Annotated in this window: 21 protein-coding genes; 7 read left to right on the top strand and 14 right to left on the bottom strand. The window is 43.5% G+C overall.

The features are described 5' to 3' along the window. The first annotated feature begins 104 nt into the window (after positions 1-104). The 3 genes from LCM10_RS03170 to LCM10_RS03180 all read left to right on the top strand — a co-directional run bounded on the left by LCM10_RS03170 (position 105) and on the right by LCM10_RS03180 (position 2,185). Entirely contained in the window at positions 105-902 is a 798-nt protein-coding gene (locus LCM10_RS03170; RefSeq protein ID WP_224874638.1) for a LysM peptidoglycan-binding domain-containing protein, read from the top strand. A 197-nt stretch (positions 903-1,099) separates the two neighbouring features. After that, positions 1,100-1,807, top strand: coding sequence for a DUF421 domain-containing protein (locus LCM10_RS03175; protein ID WP_224874640.1), 708 nt, complete (start codon positions 1,100-1,102; stop codon positions 1,805-1,807). A gap of 168 nt (positions 1,808-1,975) precedes the next feature. After that, a complete protein-coding gene (locus LCM10_RS03180) occupies positions 1,976-2,185 on the top strand; it encodes an IDEAL domain-containing protein (RefSeq protein WP_224874642.1) in 210 nt (69 codons plus the stop codon). Between the two features lie 123 nt (positions 2,186-2,308). Here LCM10_RS03180 and LCM10_RS03185 read toward each other — a convergent pair whose 3' ends face one another. After that, on the bottom strand, positions 2,309-3,055 hold the full coding sequence (locus tag LCM10_RS03185; RefSeq protein WP_263621412.1) for a class I SAM-dependent methyltransferase: 747 nt from the start codon (positions 3,053-3,055) through the stop codon (positions 2,309-2,311). Positions 3,056-3,383: 328 nt separating this feature from the next. Between LCM10_RS03185 and LCM10_RS03190 the strand changes: the two genes are divergently transcribed. After that, positions 3,384-4,025: a TetR/AcrR family transcriptional regulator gene (locus LCM10_RS03190; protein WP_224874650.1), complete on the top strand. Its 642-nt coding sequence runs from the start codon at positions 3,384-3,386 to the stop codon at positions 4,023-4,025. A 131-nt stretch (positions 4,026-4,156) separates the two neighbouring features. Beyond that, complete coding sequence (locus LCM10_RS03195; RefSeq protein WP_412103374.1) at positions 4,157-7,252, top strand: bifunctional cytochrome P450/NADPH--P450 reductase; 3,096 nt, start codon at positions 4,157-4,159, stop codon at positions 7,250-7,252. A 51-nt stretch (positions 7,253-7,303) separates the two neighbouring features. Here the strand turns inward: LCM10_RS03195 and LCM10_RS03200 are convergent, their stop codons facing one another. From LCM10_RS03200 to LCM10_RS03245, 10 genes are all read right to left on the bottom strand, one after another. Next, positions 7,304-8,380, bottom strand: coding sequence for a diguanylate cyclase (locus LCM10_RS03200; protein WP_224874652.1), 1,077 nt, complete (start codon positions 8,378-8,380; stop codon positions 7,304-7,306). A 283-nt stretch (positions 8,381-8,663) separates the two neighbouring features. Next, positions 8,664-9,734 (bottom strand): hypothetical protein, encoded by a 1,071-nt coding sequence (locus LCM10_RS03205; protein ID WP_224874654.1) that lies wholly within the window; start codon positions 9,732-9,734, stop codon positions 8,664-8,666. 70 nt (positions 9,735-9,804) lie between these two features. Next, positions 9,805-10,122, bottom strand: coding sequence for a hypothetical protein (locus LCM10_RS03210; RefSeq protein WP_224874655.1), 318 nt, complete (start codon positions 10,120-10,122; stop codon positions 9,805-9,807). A 400-nt stretch (positions 10,123-10,522) separates the two neighbouring features. Continuing rightward, positions 10,523-10,828, bottom strand: coding sequence for a hypothetical protein (locus LCM10_RS03215; protein ID WP_224874657.1), 306 nt, complete (start codon positions 10,826-10,828; stop codon positions 10,523-10,525). 22 nt (positions 10,829-10,850) lie between these two features. Next, positions 10,851-11,027, bottom strand: a complete 177-nt coding sequence (locus LCM10_RS03220; RefSeq protein ID WP_224874659.1) for a hypothetical protein — start codon at positions 11,025-11,027, stop codon at positions 10,851-10,853. A gap of 31 nt (positions 11,028-11,058) precedes the next feature. After that, a complete protein-coding gene (locus LCM10_RS03225) occupies positions 11,059-11,325 on the bottom strand; it encodes a DUF3949 domain-containing protein (protein WP_224874660.1) in 267 nt (88 codons plus the stop codon). Positions 11,326-11,431: 106 nt separating this feature from the next. After that, a complete protein-coding gene (locus LCM10_RS03230) occupies positions 11,432-12,358 on the bottom strand; it encodes a zinc-dependent alcohol dehydrogenase (protein ID WP_224874662.1) in 927 nt (308 codons plus the stop codon). 58 nt (positions 12,359-12,416) lie between these two features. Next, a complete protein-coding gene (locus LCM10_RS03235; protein ID WP_318247465.1) occupies positions 12,417-13,724 on the bottom strand; it encodes a histidine--tRNA ligase in 1,308 nt (435 codons plus the stop codon). 301 nt (positions 13,725-14,025) lie between these two features. Beyond that, positions 14,026-14,193, bottom strand: coding sequence for a hypothetical protein (locus tag LCM10_RS03240; protein WP_224874664.1), 168 nt, complete (start codon positions 14,191-14,193; stop codon positions 14,026-14,028). Between the two features lies 1 nt (position 14,194). Beyond that, positions 14,195-14,866 carry a class I SAM-dependent methyltransferase gene (locus tag LCM10_RS03245; protein ID WP_224874666.1) on the bottom strand — a complete coding sequence of 224 codons (672 nt, stop codon included), beginning with the start codon at positions 14,864-14,866 and terminating at the stop codon, positions 14,195-14,197. A gap of 242 nt (positions 14,867-15,108) precedes the next feature. Here LCM10_RS03245 and LCM10_RS03250 point away from each other — a divergent pair, with 242 nt between their 5' ends. Then, the gene (locus LCM10_RS03250; RefSeq protein WP_224874668.1) at positions 15,109-15,519 is read left to right on the top strand and encodes an RrF2 family transcriptional regulator; all 411 of its coding nucleotides are present in this window, start codon (positions 15,109-15,111) and stop codon (positions 15,517-15,519) included. 129 nt (positions 15,520-15,648) lie between these two features. Here LCM10_RS03250 and LCM10_RS03255 read toward each other — a convergent pair whose 3' ends face one another. Then, positions 15,649-16,776, bottom strand: a complete 1,128-nt coding sequence (locus LCM10_RS03255; protein WP_224874670.1) for a serine hydrolase domain-containing protein — start codon at positions 16,774-16,776, stop codon at positions 15,649-15,651. Positions 16,777-16,985: 209 nt separating this feature from the next. Here LCM10_RS03255 and LCM10_RS03260 point away from each other — a divergent pair, with 209 nt between their 5' ends. Beyond that, on the top strand, positions 16,986-17,693 hold the full coding sequence (locus LCM10_RS03260; RefSeq protein WP_224874671.1) for a nitroreductase family protein: 708 nt from the start codon (positions 16,986-16,988) through the stop codon (positions 17,691-17,693). Positions 17,694-17,739: 46 nt separating this feature from the next. On the opposite strand, the gene LCM10_RS03265 is transcribed toward LCM10_RS03260, so the two are convergent. Together LCM10_RS03265 and LCM10_RS03270 are read right to left on the bottom strand one after the other, a co-directional pair. After that, entirely contained in the window at positions 17,740-19,521 is a 1,782-nt protein-coding gene (locus LCM10_RS03265; protein ID WP_224874673.1) for a M3 family oligoendopeptidase, read from the bottom strand. A 27-nt stretch (positions 19,522-19,548) separates the two neighbouring features. Beyond that, positions 19,549-19,926 (bottom strand): nuclear transport factor 2 family protein, encoded by a 378-nt coding sequence (locus LCM10_RS03270; protein ID WP_224874674.1) that lies wholly within the window; start codon positions 19,924-19,926, stop codon positions 19,549-19,551. Positions 19,927-19,959 lie beyond the last annotated feature (33 nt).

A 19,959-nucleotide genomic window follows, 5' to 3' on the forward strand; every position in this document is an offset into this window, starting at 1 on the left:
CTTGTTTTAGTAGGTTCATTTTCCTGACTTTCATCTAGTATAATGAATCTGCCGTTTTCTATCCTTCCCCCTTTTCATAGGATACATGGAAAGGGGGTGTTAAAATGCCAACGATTCAATCTAAAGGCCTCATTTACACGGTGAAGCCTGGAAATACACTTTATGGGATAGCAGCCCAATTCGGGAGCACGATAACTGCCATTGAAAGGGCGAATCATTTATATCCTCCCGTAACAGATCGGGGTTTGATTTTCCCCGGTGATGTGCTTGTCGTGCCGACATCCGCTTCGAACCCACTTATGAATTATATTGTCACAAGTGGCGATACACTTTCAGCGATTGCCCAAACATTTGATACACACGTAGATTTACTCGCAGGAGTCAATTCCATTCCAAACCCGGATCTCATTCTGGTCGATCAGCAACTGCTTGTTCCTGCATTCTCTTATAAGATTGTAACCGGTGACAGCCTCTATTCCATTTCAAGGCGATTTGGTGTTTCCGTTTCCGACATTGAAGATGCAAATACAGGACGACCAGGCTTCCAAAGGGATGTCATATGGCCCGATTTTCACTTGATTGTTCCAATCCCTACTTCGCGGAACATCTTTGTGACTAAGCCTTTGCCGGGGAACGTCATCAATAGTGGACAATCTGTACAAGGGTTTGCAAGGGTATTTGAAGCAGTCGTCAATTACCAACTAAGGGATCAAAATGGTGTCATTGTCACGAGTGAACGGTATGCGATGACGGATGAAGGTGCACCGGCTTACGGATTCTTCAATGCACCGCTTTCATTCAATCGTCCACCAACCACAGCTTCAGGAGAATTATGGGTGTATAGCCGAAGTGCGAAAGATGGAAGTATCCAGGACCTTGTTAAGATCAAGGTGTATTTCTGATGTAGAATGACTGATATTGCAGTGTGAGTCTCTGGCTATATGAAAAACAAAGCAAAAGGGAGGAGTCTCTTTTGCTTTGTTTTTCATTACAGCGTATTTCTATCTCTTGTCCCCCATCCCCTACTAGTTCTTTTGCGTTTAGTTCCATTTGATTTTTGTCCATACTGATAACGAATTCTTTATAAAGGGGGATGGTCATGTCTGAATTTTGGTTTCCGGTAATCAGGACGTTTATCAGTTTCCTTGTGCTGATTTTTGTTACATATTTCGTCGGTAAGCATATCAATTCCCATAAAAACCACTACAGCTTTGCCCTTTCCGTGACGGTCGGGTCATTCATTGCCAACATGGGATTTGACACAGAACATCCTTTTAAGGAAATGTTCATCTCGTTTCTTGTTCTTGTGTTGACATTTTACTTATTTCTGTCCCTCTCATTCAAAAGCAGGAAATTCAGGACATGGATATCTGGTAGTCCGACCGTACTGATCGAACATGGAAAGCTCCTTGATGAAAATATGAAAAAAGTGAAGTTCTCAATTGATGACCTTAACCAACATCTTAGGGAATTCGGGGTCTTTGATATCAATCAAGTGGAGTATGCACTCCTTGAAGTGAGTGGAGTCGTATCAATTAAAAGGAAAGAGAGATATGAGCCCTTTTCAAAATGGGATGGAAGCGTCCCTTCAGCCGCTTCCACTACAATCCCTGTCGAATTGATCATGGAGGGCAGATTGATTCATGAGAATTTCACCCCTCAATATGATGAACGATGGCTAAACGATGAACTTGAAAAGCGCAAAGTAAAGGTCGGACACATTTACTTTGCAGTGGTCAATACGAAAGGGAATTTGTTTATCGATTTATATGAAGACCGGCTTCACTCACCAAGTGACATGGAATGAAGCACTTATTACAACTTGTTTGGGTGTCACGACAGGTGAATATGTGATCTGTTCACTTCAGCGCTATTTATACAATGAACAAGTAATTCAACCAACATAATCCCTTTAATGTTTGAATATTAAGACTATTTATTGTATAATTTAAAAAAGGACAAGGAGTTGATTTTCATGAAAAAGTATTTACTTCAATCAACACAGCCAGAAATGGAAAGCATGGTGTCATTATTTGCGGAAATGGTATTGGACGAGGCCCTGTTGAAATTCCGCAAAGAGCAGCTTGAATTGAAAATCGACCAAGCGTTACGTGATAAAAAGAAAGATGATTTCATGAAGTTTTCCAAAGAACTAAAGGAAATCTGTCATAATGAAACTACATGAATGCCTCACCTATAAATAGTCTAAACAGGGACGGAGCGTTTCCAAAGATGGAAGCGCCCCGTCCCTTCATTTTTCAACTGATTTTTGAGCTTCTTTTACTTAAGCAACCGATTCCATTTACAGCTAGAATGGCTTCCGTGCTTTTATGATCATGGTGGTTGGAAACCTCTTCGCTTTATGCAGTGAATAGTAGCGGTCGGAAACATCCTCATCATCGGAGTCAAAAGCAGCTGATACATCACTTTCTACGATCGATTCAATCACAAAACCTGCTTTGATTAATTCGTTGACATATGTAGCGAGTTTCCTGTTAGGAATCGAGACAGGGGCATCCTCCCCTTTAAAATGTCTATATGTAGTCGTCCCTTCATCCTGATAAGATCCTGCAAACGTTAGCGTACCATTCTCACTCTTCAGAAACGGATACAACGGATGATCCCAGCTGAATATGAAAGATCCGCCTGGCTTCATGTAAGAATGGATCATGTTGTAAGTTGTAGGTAAGTCTGTTGTCCAACCAATGGCATAAATGGAACAAACAACGTCAAAATAGTCTTTGGGGATGCCGACATCGACCTCCATAGGGGCACAGTGCAAGTTGGCATTCAAACCTTCCAGCGTCCTTTTCGCCGTATCAATTTGTGCAGAAGATAAATCGACGCCCCATAGTTCACCTGCCCCCTTTTCTGCCAAATATCGCAATGAATGACCACTGCCACATCCGATGTCCAGCACCTTTTTATCCTCTACGTCATCAAACAGCCTCAATTCTTCCTCTGTTTGTGTATATGGTCCATAACTAGGTAAAGCGTCTTTTCCATTAAAATGATGAGCAACCTTATTCCAACTCTTTTTATTTTGTTCGAGCATTTCTATTCTCACAGTATTCACTCCAATTTAAGTAAGATCTACACACATCGTACCATTTTTTAGTAATTCAGAAGGTTTTTTTGAGTAAAAATAATGGAGGAAATAGATTTTATGGAAATGTTTGTAGATAATAAACTTGATTGTAGACGAGTAAAAATTCTTAGGTGTTGAACGTACTGACTGCGAGTAGAAAAAGGATAATTGATTAATTATACCTAATGATAATCGCTGATTTCCTTCTGTTATCGTTTGACTTTACGTTTCGTTTGCTAGATACTGAACCCATATTAATTAATCAAGTGATTAATTAAGGAAAGGAACTCCTATCATGACAGAATACGACTACCAAAAAAAGGCGCCAGGGAGACCTCGGTCCAATCAGGATGTGGCAAAGAAGGAGCTCATCCGTTCTGCCACAGCACTGTTTTCAACCAAAGGATTCGAAGAAACCTCTCTCCGCGAAATTGCCTTGGATGCAAATGTGAACATGGCATTGATCAAATATCATTTTGGCTCGAAAATGGACCTTTGGAAAGAAGTTATCCTTAAATTATCAAGAGAAGTATTGGAGACCAATACATTCAAGCTTGAAGAAGTACAGGATGCTTCTGATATGCGAGAGATGCTCCGTGAACTATTTGATAAGTTGGTCGATATGACGTTTGAACATCGGGAGTTCAGTTTGTTTATCATGAACGAAAGCGTTCAAAAAGGAGAACGGTTTGATTACCTCTTCGAACTGTTGATCAGACCGTTTCACGAACAAAGTTATCCATTCATTATCAAAGGGATTGAATTGGGGGTTCTTGCAGAGCAGGATCCGGAAGAACTGATCGTCATGCTTCTTTCATCGGTTGCCCATCAGCAGGCTGCCCCTCATATCATGGAGAATTTCACGAATGTCACGAAAGAGGAAGGGAAATGGAAAGAAGTGATCAAACACAGCTTAAAGGTGAACTTCATCAAGTGAAGTTGCTACAGTAATCAATCATTGAAAGGGTGTTTTCCTTGGAAAAGTTTGAAGAAATCCCACAGCCAAAGACATACGGTCCACTCGGCCATCTCCCTCTGATCGACAAGGATAATCCGTCATTAACCTTCATGAAGATCGCAGAGGAACAAGGCCCTATTTTCCGTTTGCAAACACCGGCAGCATCGACGATCATCGTCTCGGGACATGAGATTGTAAAAGAGGTATGCGACCAATCCAGGTTTGATAAGAGCATTGAAGGGGCACTTGAAAAGGTTCGCGCTTTCGGTGGAGATGGACTATTTACAAGCAGGACCGACGAGCCTAACTGGAGCAAGGCGCATAACATCCTCCTCCCTACATTCAGTCAGCGTGCGATGAAAGACTATCATGGGATGATGGTCGACATTGGTATCCAGCTTGTCCAGAAATGGGCTCGTCTCAATCCGAACGAGGAAATCGATGTGCCCGAGGATATGACACGGCTGACGCTGGATACAATCGGTCTTTGCGGATTCAATTACCGTTTCAATAGTTTCTATCGTGAGCGTCCTCATCCGTTCATTACCAGTATGGTCCGGGCCCTTGATGAAGCCATGCATCAGATTCAAAGACTGGACATACAGGATAAACTGATGATCAGGACGAAGCGTCAGTTCCAGCATGATACTCAGACGATGTTCTCGATGGTCGACAATATCATCGCTGAACGTAAGGCAAACGGGAGTCAGGAAGAAAACGATCTGCTTTCGCGCATGTTGAATGTGAAGGACCCCGAAACCGGAGAGAAGCTTGATGATGAAAACATCCGCTTCCAGATCATCACCTTCTTGATCGCAGGCCATGAAACGACCAGCGGTCTGTTATCATTTGCGCTCTACTTCCTGATGAAAAACCCTGATAAGTTAGAAAAGGCCTATGAAGAGGTTGACCGGGTCTTCACAGGGCCTGCCCCGGACTATAGACAGGTGATCGACCTGAAATACATCAGGATGATCTTGAATGAGTCACTGCGTCTATGGCCGACTGCACCCGCCTTCAGTCTTTATGCCAAAGAGGATACCCTCCTTCAAGGCAAGTACCCGGTTAAGAAAGATGTAGATAAAATCACCGTCCTGATCCCCAAGCTGCACAGGGATAAAGACGCATGGGGAGAAGATGTGGAAGCATTCCGTCCCGAACGGTTCGAGGACCAGGAAAAAGTTCCCCATCATGCGTATAAGCCATTCGGAAATGGCCAGCGCGCCTGCATCGGGATGCAGTTCGCCCTCCATGAGGCAACCCTTGTACTAGCTATGCTCCTGAAGCAATTCGAGTTCATCGATGACGAAAACTATGAACTGAATGTCAAGCAGACGTTGACGCTTAAACCAGGTGATTTCAAGATCAAGGTGAAGAATCGTAACCAGACAGCTGTCGACTACTCAGTTTTCCCTTCCGGAGAATCTTCACAAGGGAAGACCGAACAAGGAAAGCAGCAGGATGCGCCTGCAATTTCCGGACTTAACGACCGGCCACTGCTTGTCCTATACGGTTCAGACGCAGGGACGTCTGAAGGTGTGGCCAAGGAATTGGCTGATACTGCAAGCTTCCATGGTGTCCGCACAGAGGTATCCCCTCTTAATGACCGTGTAGGCAGCTTGCCGAGTGAAGGTGCCGTCTTGATTGTCACTTCTTCCTACAACGGTAAGCCTCCAAGCAATGCGAATCAATTCGTACAATGGCTTGATGAAGTGTCGCCGGACGAACTGAAAGGTGTCCACTTTGCAGTATTCGGTTGTGGAGATCGTAACTGGGCAAGCACGTATCAGAATGTACCAAGGTTGATCGACGATAAGCTTGCAGAGAAAGGCGCTGTCAGGTTTTCGGAGCGCGGTGAAGGAGATGCGAGCGGTGATTTCGAAGGACAGCTTGAACAATGGAAAGAGCGCATGTGGGCAGATGCGGTTGAGACATTCGGGCTGAAGATTGAAAATGACGGCAAGGAACGCAATAGCCTCAGTATGGAGTTTGTGAGTGGCATAGGCGGTTCTCCGCTCGCCAAAACGTACGAGGCAGTGAACACCAGTATTCTGGCTAATCATGAGTTGCAGTCATCTGAAAGTGACAGGAGCACACGTCACATTGAAGTCTCCCTGCCTGAAGGGCTATCGTACAAAGAGGGCGATCATCTCGGAGTCCTTCCGAAAAACAGCTCAAAAAATGTGAATCGAGTGTTAAAGCGATTCGGGCTTAAAGGAAATGATCAAGTCATGCTATCTGCAAGCGGACGAAGTGCAGACCATCTCCCACTTGACCGCCCTGTTTCGTTAGACGATCTCCTTAGTCATTGCGTCGAAGTGCAGGAGCCGGCCACCCGCGCTCAACTACGAGAAATGGCAGGATATACGGTCTGCCCTCCACATAAAAAGGAATTGGAAGTTTTACTAGAAGAGGAAGTCTATCGTGAGCAAGTCTTGAAGAAACGTGTGTCAATGCTCGATTTCATGGAAAAGTACGAAGCTTGTGAGCTGCCATTCGAACGCTTCTTGGAACTGCTGCCGGCTCTCAAACCAAGGTATTATTCGATCTCTAGCTCGCCTCGGGTACATGAAGATCAATTGAGTATTACGGTCGGTGTCGTGAGAGGTACCGCCTGGAGCGGACATGGAGAATATGAAGGGGTTGCCTCTAACTACTTGGCACGTCTGGAGACTGGTGAAGACATCTCTTGCTTCATCCGGACGCCACAGTCAAACTTCGAGTTGCCGAAAGACCCTGCAACATCAATCATCATGGTGGGACCGGGTACAGGCATCGCTCCATTCCGTGGATTCCTGCAGGCACGCCGCAAGATGAAAGAACAAGGTCTGCCGATTGGAGAAGCACATCTTTATTTCGGCTGCCGCCACCCTGAGAAGGATTACATTTACAGGGATGAACTTTCGAAGGATGAAAAGAACGGGCTCATCACCCTTCATACTGCATTTTCCCGTGTTGAAGGACAGCCTAAAACGTACGTGCAGCATTTGATGAATCAGGATGGACCTCATTTGATCGAACTGCTGGACCAAGGTGCCCATCTCTATATTTGCGGTGATGGAAGCCGAATGGCCCCTGAAGTGGAAGAGACCCTCCGTAAAGCTTATCAAGACGTTCATGGATCGTCTGAAGAAGAGTCTGCGAATTGGCTCGCTCGGCTTGAAGAAGAAGGTCGCTTCGGAAAAGATGTTTGGGCGGGAATATAGTCATCATTATGTTCAAAAGACCGGGTACACTCTACGTGTCCCGGTCTATTTTTACTTTGCTTCCCCCTCTGGTCCGCAAACCCTGTTCCGACCAGATCGCTTCGCCCTGTATAAGGCCTCATCGGCATTTTCAAATATTGAGACTTCTTGTGACGGCTGATAAATCGCATACCCTATCGAAATCGTGATGTGGATCTGTTGATCATGTTTTAAATGAAACCCCTGGCTTTCTACGGCAGTCCTGATTTCTTCTGCCTTCTCATAAACTTCGCGTTCATGACTAAAGCTCATGATCATACTGAATTCTTCTCCCCCATTACGGTACGCTTTGACCTTTTTACCCGAAGATGCCCTCAGAATAGATGCCAGTTGAATCAACACTTCATCCCCATTGAGATGACCGTACGTATCATTCACATGCTTGAAATGGTCGATATCCAATAACAGTAGCGCGAAGGATGTCCCGTGCTCGGTCGAATGATTGATCTGGCGATTCACATCTTCATCAAATGCTTTCACATTATGAAGCTTTGTCAGGTGATCCATACTGACCTCGTTCGATAGTCGCTTAATATAGCGATTCATCTTCTTGAAGTGCTCGGCTATGAAGAATAAGATGACCCCTCCGATAAGCGATGTCATGATATGATAAGGGAAAACTTCCGTCATCCTTGAGAAGCCAAGATTCAGTGACAGCGCCACGGAGATCAGCCCCAAGGATGCGTAATTCATGAAATGCACCCTCCACCAGGTTGAGCGGACCCCCTTACTGATCAAGATGCACACGACACCAGCAGCCAGCATGGTGACACTTGCATTCAACGCCTGCTGATTATAACCGAACATGATGATCCTTCCGAGTGAGATGATGGCGGTTGCTGTCAACGTGGCCACACTACCGAAATAAGTGGCTGAAGCGACAAACGCAAGATGTCTTAAGTCAGCGATCGTATGGTGGGATAACGGGATGCTGAACAACATCAAAACCAAGCCCATGCCACCGAAAATACTGCCAAGTCCGACACACCGGATCCAGCCCCTCTGGCTCAATTTTCTTGAGAAAGAACCAATCAAATAAAAAAATGTGACCAGTATGCAAATATTAACAAAAAAACCTTTTATCATCATTAAGATCCCTTCTTTGTCCAGCAGTCGTTTCCTAATCCTGTAAATCATTTCTCCACAATCATGTATACGCTGAAACATTTTATTTATCAGTTTAAAGCAAGATCTTATTAGTGTTATCGACTTTCTTACAAAAGTATTAATAGTCCTGGTTTGATCATGTTCAATTCGCTGTTCACTCTAATCATGCCGTGACATTAAGGAAGATGTCCTAATAAAAAGGTGCCGTCTGCATATATACGGCACCAACCCTTACATTCGAGTCATTATCTATATAAAGTTTCACTTACTCTCCCCATATCCCTCCCGGATCCTTTAAGGTGATGTATTGCCAAGCTGCGCCGGCTACGGACGGCCAGACATGGAACTCATACGGAGATTCAGCGTACCCTTGATGCGCATAAACAATTCCCCCATCAGGATCTGCGTCTTGGAGTGCAAACATGGATTCCATCAAGCTTGTCGTGTCCTTCCCCTGCCGAAGGAATAAGTTGATCACACCCCAGGTCCCTTCTGACCATACGATTTCAGGTGCCCCCTCATATCCAGGTCCATATGGCTTATATCCTGTGAGGAGGGTATCGGAAGAATAGGATTGATTATAGGAAGATGGATGTTCACTCATGTTCATCAGGACATCATTCACTTTAAAGCGTTGGAGATATGACGTTGCATCACGTGACAAATCCTTCCTTCCGATGCTCTCCAGGAATATCGAGCCCCATGAATTGGTATCAAGTGCGGCTGACTCGTCATTGATGCCTTGATTTAATCTTCTTTGCCCCGTGTTCCAATGGGAAGTCAGCAGTGCGTTTTTAATGTCTATAGAAGCATCTACATATCGGGGATTACCCGTCAGTCGACCAAGATTCCTGAAGAAAAAGTACGCATCGATATTATGTTCGGTCGAGTACCAATCTACGTCAGGGCCACCTCTGATGCTGCCGATAACCGGATCCTTCTGGGTCAAAAGAAATTCCGCGGCACGGATGGCAATGTTTCTGTAAGAAGGATCTCCGAACATATTCTCATACGTGATGGCTGCATCCCCTGCCCATGCGATTGAACCGCTTCGTTTCCGTCTGTCCAAAGGACCGTTGAAAATGTGATATGAAAATGCAAAAGACCCATCTTTATTTTGTAATCGGGACATTGTACCGAGAATCGATGATGCCCTCTCGCGGTCACCTGCCAATGAAAAAGCCGACACAGCCAAAGCATTATCATAGAGCCAGCTGCGACCATCGACTCCTGTCCTGTTAGCTGGGTCTTCAATGGGGACATGATAGGATCTGATTAATCCCCATTTCGGCAATTCGGTTGTTGAATATAGCTTACCATTTAATTTCTTGACCAATCTAGCTTCTTTCTTTCCTGCTCTGATCCCATTAAATGAGCTGTCGGCATCTTCCGTAGTAAAACGGCCATCACCTTCTGACTGGCAGGATTGTCTGGAGATAAGGAATGTCAGAGATGGAATAAATCCTTACTTCGAACTCGTTGTTGTTTATTGTAGAAACGTCCACGGTCCCGGAAAGATGATCTACTGGTTCCCATGGATAGTCTTCATCCAACGAGATATCGACTGGGTATTTCGGGGGATCAAGCTGCCTTTGAAGCCAGTGGAGTGCCATTTCCTGCCTGCTTAAAGCGTATCCACTTTTCACTGAGAACTCACTGGACACCAACATACCAATAACCGATGTGAATAACAACACACATAACCAAGCCTTTCTTCTTCCCATTCTGTTCGTCCCGCCTTCTAGTGTAAACTTTTTCAATTATATAGTTGTTTACGGAATTATGCATTAGTATTTTTTCCTATTATGTAAATGATTACGCATAAATAGGTTCGTAGAATGGATGGTTGATCAAAATGGCCGGGTATCCGATTATAGCAGTGGAGGACCGCATTGAACGGGAGGTAGTATTCGAAATAAAAACCGGTATTCTTTGTTAAAGAATACCGGCCGTTAGTTATGTTTTTCCCTTCAATCGATAGAACCCTAGAATGAGGATAATTATTGAAAGAGGAAACGTGAATAAGTTACCTACAGGGGTGAAGACTCCAGTAAGCAAGATGATGACAGCCAAAATGATGAAAAGGATAACGATCACTTCCTTTGAGTTTTTTGAAATGAACTGTCAGCGCTTGACCACTTTCTTTTTATGTTCTTCAAGGTCGAACCGATATTTCTTGTCAATCTTCCTGGCGATTTGTTCCAAAAAGGAATGGACTGTCATGTTTTCCACTTCGCTTGTGTACCATGAGAGCCTGGCTCCTTGTGAAGCTCCGTCATGGTGGACCTCCAATGGCATGTAGCTTCCCGTTCGATACGTGTAATCAAATCTGATGAACAATTCACTTCCGTCCGGGCATTGCAGTTTCACTTTATAATTTGGATTCTTGTATTCTGTTAAAAGCTTGACGCCTATCATTTTTGCTAGCACAGTATCATACTCCCTTAATTGATTAGATTTTTAAATGGGAAGTGTTTCTTTTTAGGAATAAATATAATTCGAGGACGATGATGACCCCTGTTATTCCACCAATGAAACCTGAAGTGCTGAATCCATCCCCCATTAACCACATCGAGAGAAGGGCACCGGATATCCCACCAATCCCTGCATATACTAATTTTTTTGTCATGCAAGCTGTCCTGCTATCACGTCACATCCTATTAATTCTTGTTTGCGTGTTTTATTCGATACAGGATGGATGCCATGATGTTGGCAAGAAGGAACAGTGGATTCCCCTGCATATTTCCATGCAGGCTCAGTTCACCAGCGTTCATTCTGTCATACATGTCACCTTGCTTCCGCCCTTTCCTTCGATTCTTTGCTTCTTCCGCTTTTAATGCAATCAAAAACCGATATTGAAACGGCAACAGTATTAGTGAAATAATAAAATAGACTCCAACTATGGCTAAAAATATTGTAAGACCCATGAGATGTACCTCCCTTATTGGCAACGTGAGATAGATGAATTTCGTATCCGATCCCATTCTTTACGATTTTTATAGTCTGAAAGTTTCATTTTTCGTAAATTAACCATCACTTATAATGGACCAGAACTTTAATGGGATTGATCTTCCCTTCACTAAGATCGGAAAAACAGTCGATCAACTGATGGGAAAGTATTTTATGTTCGAATAGGGAAGAAAGATGAGGTGTCTTTAAACAATTATCAAAAAACCATCTTGCGTGTTCTCCATAGTTCCATCCATCACTCGACCCGACAATTTTCAGTTCCTTTTCATAAAAATATTCATTGAGTCGTAGAAGCTCCTTATTGCCGTCCGATAAGACGCAAGCCTCCCCGTTATGTTTCAATGATTTAAGGAGGGCATGGAACGCTTCATTACGTCCAGAACATTCAAGACCATAATCGTATGTCCTTTCGGGTATCTCCGCTTTATCACTGTAGCAAATGTCGGCACCGAATGATTTAGCCTTTTCCCTCCTGGCTTCATTAGGTTCCAAAGCATCTATGTGCTCCACATTCATAAAGCTTTTCAAAAAATGAATAGCCAAAAGCCCCATCGTCCCTGCCCCTGTAACGAGGACGCGATCCTTCTTGGCAGGCTTTAGCTTCAAGACCCCCTTCGCCGCATCACATGATAGAGTGTTAAGCAAGGCAATCGAACCCTCAACTCCTTCTGGGACTTTGACTGCTTTATCCGCTTTCACCACTGCTAAATCTTTATGTCCATAAAAAGCGACCACATGGTCACCCCGTTCAAGATGAGTGACCTCATCCCCCGCCTCCATTACAATGCCGAAACTTTCATAACCAGTTTCCCTGGGGTAATGAGGAAGGTGATCGCTTACATTAGATTCATCATACTGTGGCAGTTCAGCTCCGATACTGATCGCCCCGTAAACGGTCCGAACCAAAATTTCATCCTTTTCGAGGGATTTGACATTGGTTCTAGACCACTCTAATCGACGTTTTCCTGTTAGGGTTAGTGAGTGCTGCATGTTCAGTTCATCCTTTGTTCGATTGATAACCCAATTATTTCAAACAAGCCTCATTTACTCAAGAAAAATTTTCCTTTTGTCTTTCATTAAAGACATACGTTTCTGTCGTTTCTTTTCCTGAATTCATGTCCTTGATTGTAATCTGATTACGTTTTACTTCGTCTTCCCCGATGACGACGACCTTTCCGACACCATCTTTATTCGCTTTGTTGAGCAACTTACCTATCTTCTTCTGGCTCATTTCGAGTTCGACTACATAGCCCCTTCTCCTTAGGGCGGTTGCCACTGATAATGCTTCTTTGACTGCTCCCATCGGTATGATGATATAATCCACTTCTGAACGCTTGTTCGGTATTCTTTCTTTTGGATTCAAAGCTTCATAAATGACATCCAGTCCAAAGGATATCCCGACTGTAGAGAATGTTTGGTCGCTCCCTAACAGCCCGCCGATCGCGTTATCATAACGTCCTCCGCTTCCGATACTGGACGTGATTGATGCGTCTTTAAGGAAGATTTCATAAACCGAACCCGTGTAAATTTCCAACCCTCTGGCTAGGAACGGGTTAAATACGCATTCTCCATCAATTCCGAGGTAGCTTAGGTAGGACTTCAATTCCTCCAATTCCTTCAGACCCTCTTTTATATTCCGATTCAGTGAGGAAAACGTATCCAAGTATTGAAAACTCCGATACTCTTCTTCCTTGAGGAATTTTTCGATAAAATCAATCGTTGTCCTTTCCACATTTAGTTCAGTTAATTCTTTTAGGACGTTCATAACCCCAACTTTCTCCAACTTATCAAGAATGAGAATCGTTTTATTCATGTTGTTGATGCTAATCCCGAATTCTTCAAGCAAGCCGACCAATAGTTTACGGTTATTATATTGGATAAGGATCTCCAGTTTAAGTTTCTTGAACGCATCGATTGCCATGATCATCAACTCTGCCTCCGCCACTTTGGAGTCGACACCAACAATATCGACATCACACTGAGTGAATTCACGGAATCTCCCCCTTTTGACCGGTCCGTCACGGAAGACTTTCCCGATTTCGTATCTCTTAAATGGCATACGCTGCGCAGGATTCATGGCGATCACTTTCGCGAACGGAATGGTCAGGTCATATCGAAGAGCCAATTCTCTTTCCCCTCTGTCGGATAGGGTATACATTTCTTCAAGAATTTCAGCCCCTCCTCCGTATTTAGAAGCAAGAAGTTCCGAGTAATTCAAAATCGGCGTCTCAAGTGGCTGGCAGCCATATTGGATGAAGACGTCCTCGAGCGTTCTTCTAATGTCCCTTCTCACCTTTTCTGCTTCCGGCAAGTAATCTTGTGTCCCTTTAACATTTTGATAATCCATTTTCTTCATGTCGTTTTCCTCCTTTTTTAGATATGAATCTGTTTTGACTCCTTCACCTGAAGCACAAATTTTACAAAATAAAAAAGAACCGCACTTGATTTAAGTGAGAAACTTAATCAAATGCGGTTCAATGAGAAATAACCTTCCTATGTTCGATTTTTATAAAAATCGGATAGAAAGGCTAATTGAAATGATGATGAAGTTGAGAATTTAAGTTAATGTTTAGAATGAAAGTCATTTTGATCCACCTCTAATTTCCATTTAAGTTATCATATTACATTGAGGAATTCAATATTTTTTTAGAAAAGTGCTAATTCATAAAGACGATCAGCAGACTAATGAGTATGGACTGAATGCAAGTAATCTTCAATTCGTTCCTGACTTGCGTTTTTCCAAATGGGCTGAGCATACGTGCAATCAGGAAGCTGCATATCCAGATGATGGGAAACAAAGATAAAAGTCCTATTATGTTCTCCATTTTACTCTTCCCCTCTTAAACGTTTCTGCATCAATATTTCCAATATCCCATGAAAATGTGGTTGACCATGCCACATGTCCACTGCGTAGTTCTGTGAAATACTGATGGTCTTATAATCTACGAAATGCCCCTCCAGCTCATTTCTAGTGAAAAAGTGCATATGCGAATCCGTACGAGGGCGATAAAAAGTGTTTGGTGACACTTCTTCGTGTTTTTCTTTGTTAGATATATAGATCGGATCATTGAGATCAAACGCCTGGACGTAAATCAAACCATCCTCCACCAAACCAGCTTTCGCTTTTCGTAGGAGTTGATCGATCTCCCGGTCATGAAAGAAGCTCAGCACGTTTGATAGGATGATCAACGAATAGGATTCTTCATCAATGCAAACTTCCCTTAAATCGGCGACATTTGCACAGATGGAAAACCCAGCTTCATCTGCGAGCTTACGGCAACGCTTAATGGCATTCTCTGAATAGTCGACCCCCTCCACGTCAAACCCAAGACTAGCAAAATAAAGAGCATTGCGGCCATCACCCATTCCGAGATCGAGTATTTTCCCATGATCGGGAACGAGGCTTTTATATTTTACTAGTGTAGCTGTTGGTTTGAGGCCCCATAAATTTTCAGTTTCTGCGTACTTCTTGTTCCAAATGGTTTTCGTATCATTCAATCCAATCTCCTGCTTTCCCTTATTTGTGTATACCAATTATTTCAAAAAAAGGGAGGTTCATCAAGTGTGATGTTGAATTCGCAAACAATGAATGGGGCCTCGTAATACCCAGCTACTTATCCCTCGTATCTTAAAGTAAGGTTCCTTTAATGCATTAACGCATCGAGGGACGTACCTTCGAAAACGTTTTGACTTTTACCATGTGATGTTTCAGAATAAGGAATAGATAATGGGGTGAAACGATGGCTGAAAGAGTGACAAGTACAAAATGGTTCAGCGTGGCGATCCAGGCATTGGTCGTGCTCGCTGATTCTGAAGGAGTATGCCCGAGCGGAGAACTTGCCGAGAAATTGAATTCTAAATCTGTTTTTCTTAGGAAGGTCTTAAGGCATCTCGTTAAGACAGGGTTAGTTTCTGCTAAAGAAGGACGGGACGGCGGATATTCCCTCGTCAAGCATCCTGAAGACATAAGGTTATCGGATGTGTATGATGCCATGCGAGCAGAAACCTTCCCGAAGGGTTTCTTCGACGTCAAAAGCAAAGAGTGCTTTGCCCCTTCCACACGTGAATCTCTATTCGAACTGCGTGATGAAATGGAGAGCTGGGTAGTGAAGGGACTCGAGCAGAAGACAATAGCAGATTTGATGAGGTAGTACGGTATTGTATTATTTAAATAGTAATTGGACGAGATAACAGGCTAAGCGTGATTGCGCTTAGCCTGTTTGTTCTAAAGTAGCTATTACTCAGCAAGATTTATTGAAGATGATCTACCACAAAAACAGTTATTCCCCAATGAATACATCTAAAATCTTATCGCAAATCTCATGGTGCATGGTCCCGTCAAAATTCATGAGAACCACAACCCCAAGTTCGAGTTCGGGGATCATGGTCATCAGTGATCGCACCGCCATTTGGCCTCCTCCATGTTCCACTCTTCTAAATCCTCTATATGTATCGATAAACCATGCGAGTCCATAGCTTCTGTCGTTGCTGTCGAATTGCCATTCCTCACTGACGGGACGGACGATCTTTTGCATCTCTTGAGTGAAAACTGAGGGAAGGACTGTTGATTTCCCCTCCATATGGAACATCAGATAATCACTCAGATCATTGGCAGTTGAGTAGAGATAACCAATCGGTGCGGAAACTGGGTTCATTGGAAAAGGTGTTTCTTCTTTCCCTTCGCCAAGATAGTATTTAGCGCTGTTATCATCATTTAGGACTACCGTTGGGTCGCTGGTGGTCCTTTTCAGACTAAGCGGTTCCAGGATTTCTTCTGAAAGAAAGGTATCCCAACCACGGCCACTCACTTTTTCAACGATGTCGGCGATGATGACATAAGCATCTGTACAGTATGCCCACCCCTTCCCTGCTTCGTACTGCAGTTCCACTTTTTCAAACCACTTCGTAACGTCCTCACGACTTTTCACGCTTCGTATTTCTTCTTCCGTAAGGTGATAATAGTCAAGTGCTTCTTGAAATTCAGTGGGTGTATCCGAAAAAATCTCCGAAACATTCGGAGCTATCATATTGGCAATTCCCAAATCTGATGGGAAACCCGCTGTGTGGGATAACACATGCCGTATGGTGATGGAGTCACTCTGATGTTTGACTTGTGTACGAAAATACGGTAGATGGTTAACGACTGGGTCATCCAATGAAACTAGCTGTTTGTCAACAAGCTTCATTATGGAAAGGGCAGCGAAGTTTTTAGAAATACTTTGAATGCTCATCCTAGTCTCTCCGTCGATATAGAAGAGATCATTTCCAATTCTTGAAGTCCCAAACCCTTTTGAAAATATACGTTCCTTGTTCTTTACGATCGCTACGCTCAAGCCGACGCCTTCAACCTTCATTTTCCCTTCTATGAAACTGGTGATTTGCTGTAGCTTTCCATCATATTTCTTCATATAATCCCCTTCCCGTACTCTTTACTATCGAAAAGATATGAAAATAGTCTAACATAAATTTCCTTATTGAGTCGGTGCTTTTATTGATACGAACGGAGGATGATTGCGATTCTAAAATTTCTTCGCTCTTCAAGTAACTGTATTTGACAAAAGAACAGTTAGCCCTCTATACTGTTCTTGTATAGAATACAGTTTAAAGGAGATTGACTATGTCCAAAACGATGAGTAAAGAAGAATATTTAAATAAAGTGAAAGAAATCGATACAACGAAAGAGGCCCCAAAGCAGTTGGAAGACACGGATTTCCTGACGGTGGCGAGGGAACGCCGCTCGGTTCGACAATATGACCCACAGTATAAATTAGAAGAGAACGAAATTCGTGACATCCTTGAGACGGCAACACTTGCGCCATCATCTAGTAATCTGCAACCTTGGAGATTTTTGGTGATTGAGGATCAGGAGGAAAAAGAGCGACTTCTACCGATTGCGAACAATCAGCAGCAAATCGTGGATGCTTCGGTGGTCATCGCCATTCTTGGTGATCGTGAAGCTTACCAGAATGCCGACCGTATTTACTCTCAAATTGCAGAGAAAGGCAACATGCCTGAAGATGTTAAGGATATGTATGTCAACAGCATCCTGAATAACTACGGTAATTTCCCTAAAGAACGTCTTGCAAAAATTGCCCACATCGATGGCGGCCTTGTAGCGATGCAATTGATGCTTGCCGCCAAGGCGAAGGGCTACGATACGGTTCCGATGGGCGGATATGATGAAGCCAAATTCGTCGAAGCATTCAATGTTCCAGAAAGCTATGAACCGATCATGTTGCTTTCGCTCGGTAAGGGTACGAAAGCAGGCTTTGAGAAAACGCGTCTCCCACTTGAAGATATCCTATCCTGGAATCGTTACGAATAACCAAAATAGAGCATGCATCCCGGATGGTGGGAGCATGCTCTTTTCTTTAGCCGACCGTTTCCAACTGTTGTGATAACAATAGATATTGTTCAACGTCCTTCATGCATAATTGCAGTCCCTTCTCCCAAAAGCCTTCTGTTGATAAATCTTCTCCTAGATATTTCATCACGAGTTCTTTCACAGGCATCCTCCCGGAATCTTGGAGAAGCGCCATATAATCACGCTCGAATCCTTCCCCCTTCTCCCTCGCCATCGCATAGATACAGGTGGCGAATAGGTATCCGAACGTATAGGGGAAATTATAGAATGGAGCCGACGTGATATAGTAATGCGGGGTCCAGATCCATGAATAATAGGAAGGTTTTACTAGCGATCCCCCATATGCCTCTTCAGTCGCTGCTCTCATCAGTTCATTCAATCTAGTTGAAGATACCATTCCCTTTTCTCTTTCACTGTAAAAATTCTTCTCGAAGATGAACCTGGAGTGAATATTCATAAAGTTCATGACACCCCGCTTGATTTTTTCATCCAGTAAAAATAACTTTTCATGAAGGGAAGAAGATTCTTCAATCGCTGCATCCAAACAAATCGTCTCGGCGAAAAAGGAGGCGGTTTCCGCTAAACTCATCGGGTATTTCCTTGCCCCGCCTTCGACATCCTTCATGGCATGATTATGAAAGGCATGTCCTAACTCATGGGTAAGCGTCAACACATTTAAAATAGATCCGCCATAGGTCATGAACACCCTCGATTCACCTGAAAGGGGGAAACTGGCGCAGAAAGGAGTGGCCGATTTTCCGGGTCGGTCCTCTGCTTCCACCCAGCCGTCATTGAATGCATGACGGGCAAAAGCCCCCATTTCAGGACCGAACCTCCTGAAATGCTTGGAGATGAAGGACACGGCTTCATGATACTCGATATACCGGGGATGTTCCGAGATAGGTGCCCAGAAGTTATAGGCACTCAGGCTGGATTCACCGAGCATCTCAGCCTTTTTATCCAAATATCGGATGAAATGATGTTTATATTTGTTTATGCTAGTCCACATCGATTCCAACGTCTCTTCTTCCATACGGTTATTGACCAATGGTTCCGTCAGAACATTTTCCAACCCACGGGTCTTGTACATATGCAGCCTGAATCCACCGATGTGATTCAAGATCCTTGCAAACAAATCCTGTTTTTGGGTCCATACATTTTCAAGGGCGACATGAGATGCTTTCCTGACCTCTTCATCATGATGTGCCCTTAGATTCAAGGCTTGCGCGAATGAAAATTCTTTCTCCACGCCGTTTATTTTGATCATCACTGTGAGATCCCTGATCAACGCTTGATAGAATGTCCCCCATGAGTGGTATCCGTCTGGCATTAGACCTGACAAGAGTGACTCTTGATCATGGCTAAGTTCCCATCTCGACTCTTGCTCCCAAACTTGTAATAGATAGACGTATGTATCAAGATTTCCTTCGCTCACTCTATCCTTTGAGTGTATCAGAACCTTTTTAGCTCTTTGATGGACGAGATCGAACCGTGATTGAATGGTTAACAGTTCGGCCTGTAACGTAATGGCTTCAGAATCAGCAGGTTTCTCGGTAAGAAGGCATGTGATGAACGAACTTGCTTCTGTCAGATCGGTGAGGATCTCACTGATGCCATTCAGGATAGCATCCGCATTCGCTCCCGTAACTTCCTCAGGAGTATCATATTCCTTCATTGTGCTTTCCATTTGATTGACCTTGTTGTTCAATTTCAGGATGTGCCGTTTAAATTCATTCGATTTACTGCCTCCTGGAAAAATCGTATCCAGATTCCACCGGCCTTGATTCACTATGATCTACTCCCCTTCATTTAAGGACTATCTTTCCAACTCAATATACTCCCTTACGAGCATCCATTGCCCACTCTCCTTTTTCCATACGAACATGCATTGTGCAGTATACGGTTCACCATTGATCATGTTCGTCTCTCTTCCTAGGACAAGTGCCTCTTTCCCTTCTAAACGTTCTTTGATGGAGAAAGCTTCGAAAGATTTTTCGGCATGATTCATGCTTTTCAATACGCTCTCAAGATCATACTCATAATCATAAGGGTCAGGTCGGTCTATTCCAGAGTGAGCCCAATACCCGACAAAGCTTTTTGACATAAAGGATTTGATTCCTTCAACTTTTTTGGTGATCAACCCTTCATTCCATGCGCTGAAATAGTCGTTCAGCCGTTTTTGAAATTGTTCCATAAAAACATCCCTCCTACTAACTACTTCTACACC

This window comes from Rossellomorea aquimaris, from assembly GCF_020171925.1.
GTDB lineage: Bacteria > Bacillota > Bacilli > Bacillales > Bacillaceae_B > Rossellomorea > Rossellomorea aquimaris_F.

Bases quoted from the DNA above. Each gene is read 5' to 3' on its own strand.
- LCM10_RS03180 (WP_224874642.1), top strand. From the start codon at position 1,976: ATGAAAAAGTATTTACTTCAATCAACACAGCCAGAAATGGAAAGCATG.
- LCM10_RS03240 (WP_224874664.1), bottom strand. From the start codon at position 14,193: ATGGAGAACATAATAGGACTTTTATCTTTGTTTCCCATCATCTGGATA.
- LCM10_RS03225 (WP_224874660.1), bottom strand. From the start codon at position 11,325: ATGGGTCTTACAATATTTTTAGCCATAGTTGGAGTCTATTTTATTATT.
- LCM10_RS03220 (WP_224874659.1), bottom strand. From the start codon at position 11,027: ATGACAAAAAAATTAGTATATGCAGGGATTGGTGGGATATCCGGTGCC.
- LCM10_RS03255 (WP_224874670.1), bottom strand. From the start codon at position 16,776: ATGAAGAAATATGATGGAAAGCTACAGCAAATCACCAGTTTCATAGAA.
- LCM10_RS03210 (WP_224874655.1), bottom strand. From the start codon at position 10,122: ATGGGAAGAAGAAAGGCTTGGTTATGTGTGTTGTTATTCACATCGGTT.
- LCM10_RS03200 (WP_224874652.1), bottom strand. From the start codon at position 8,380: ATGATGATAAAAGGTTTTTTTGTTAATATTTGCATACTGGTCACATTT.
- LCM10_RS03185 (WP_263621412.1), bottom strand. From the start codon at position 3,055: ATGCTCGAACAAAATAAAAAGAGTTGGAATAAGGTTGCTCATCATTTT.
- LCM10_RS03195 (WP_412103374.1), top strand. From the start codon at position 4,157: ATGAAGATCGCAGAGGAACAAGGCCCTATTTTCCGTTTGCAAACACCG.
- LCM10_RS03175 (WP_224874640.1), top strand. From the start codon at position 1,100: ATGTCTGAATTTTGGTTTCCGGTAATCAGGACGTTTATCAGTTTCCTT.
- LCM10_RS03190 (WP_224874650.1), top strand. From the start codon at position 3,384: ATGACAGAATACGACTACCAAAAAAAGGCGCCAGGGAGACCTCGGTCC.
- LCM10_RS03235 (WP_318247465.1), bottom strand. From the start codon at position 13,724: ATGAAGAAAATGGATTATCAAAATGTTAAAGGGACACAAGATTACTTG.
- LCM10_RS03170 (WP_224874638.1), top strand. From the start codon at position 105: ATGCCAACGATTCAATCTAAAGGCCTCATTTACACGGTGAAGCCTGGA.
- LCM10_RS03250 (WP_224874668.1), top strand. From the start codon at position 15,109: ATGGCTGAAAGAGTGACAAGTACAAAATGGTTCAGCGTGGCGATCCAG.
- LCM10_RS03260 (WP_224874671.1), top strand. From the start codon at position 16,986: ATGTCCAAAACGATGAGTAAAGAAGAATATTTAAATAAAGTGAAAGAA.
- LCM10_RS03270 (WP_224874674.1), bottom strand. From the start codon at position 19,926: ATGGAACAATTTCAAAAACGGCTGAACGACTATTTCAGCGCATGGAAT.
- LCM10_RS03230 (WP_224874662.1), bottom strand. From the start codon at position 12,358: ATGCAGCACTCACTAACCCTAACAGGAAAACGTCGATTAGAGTGGTCT.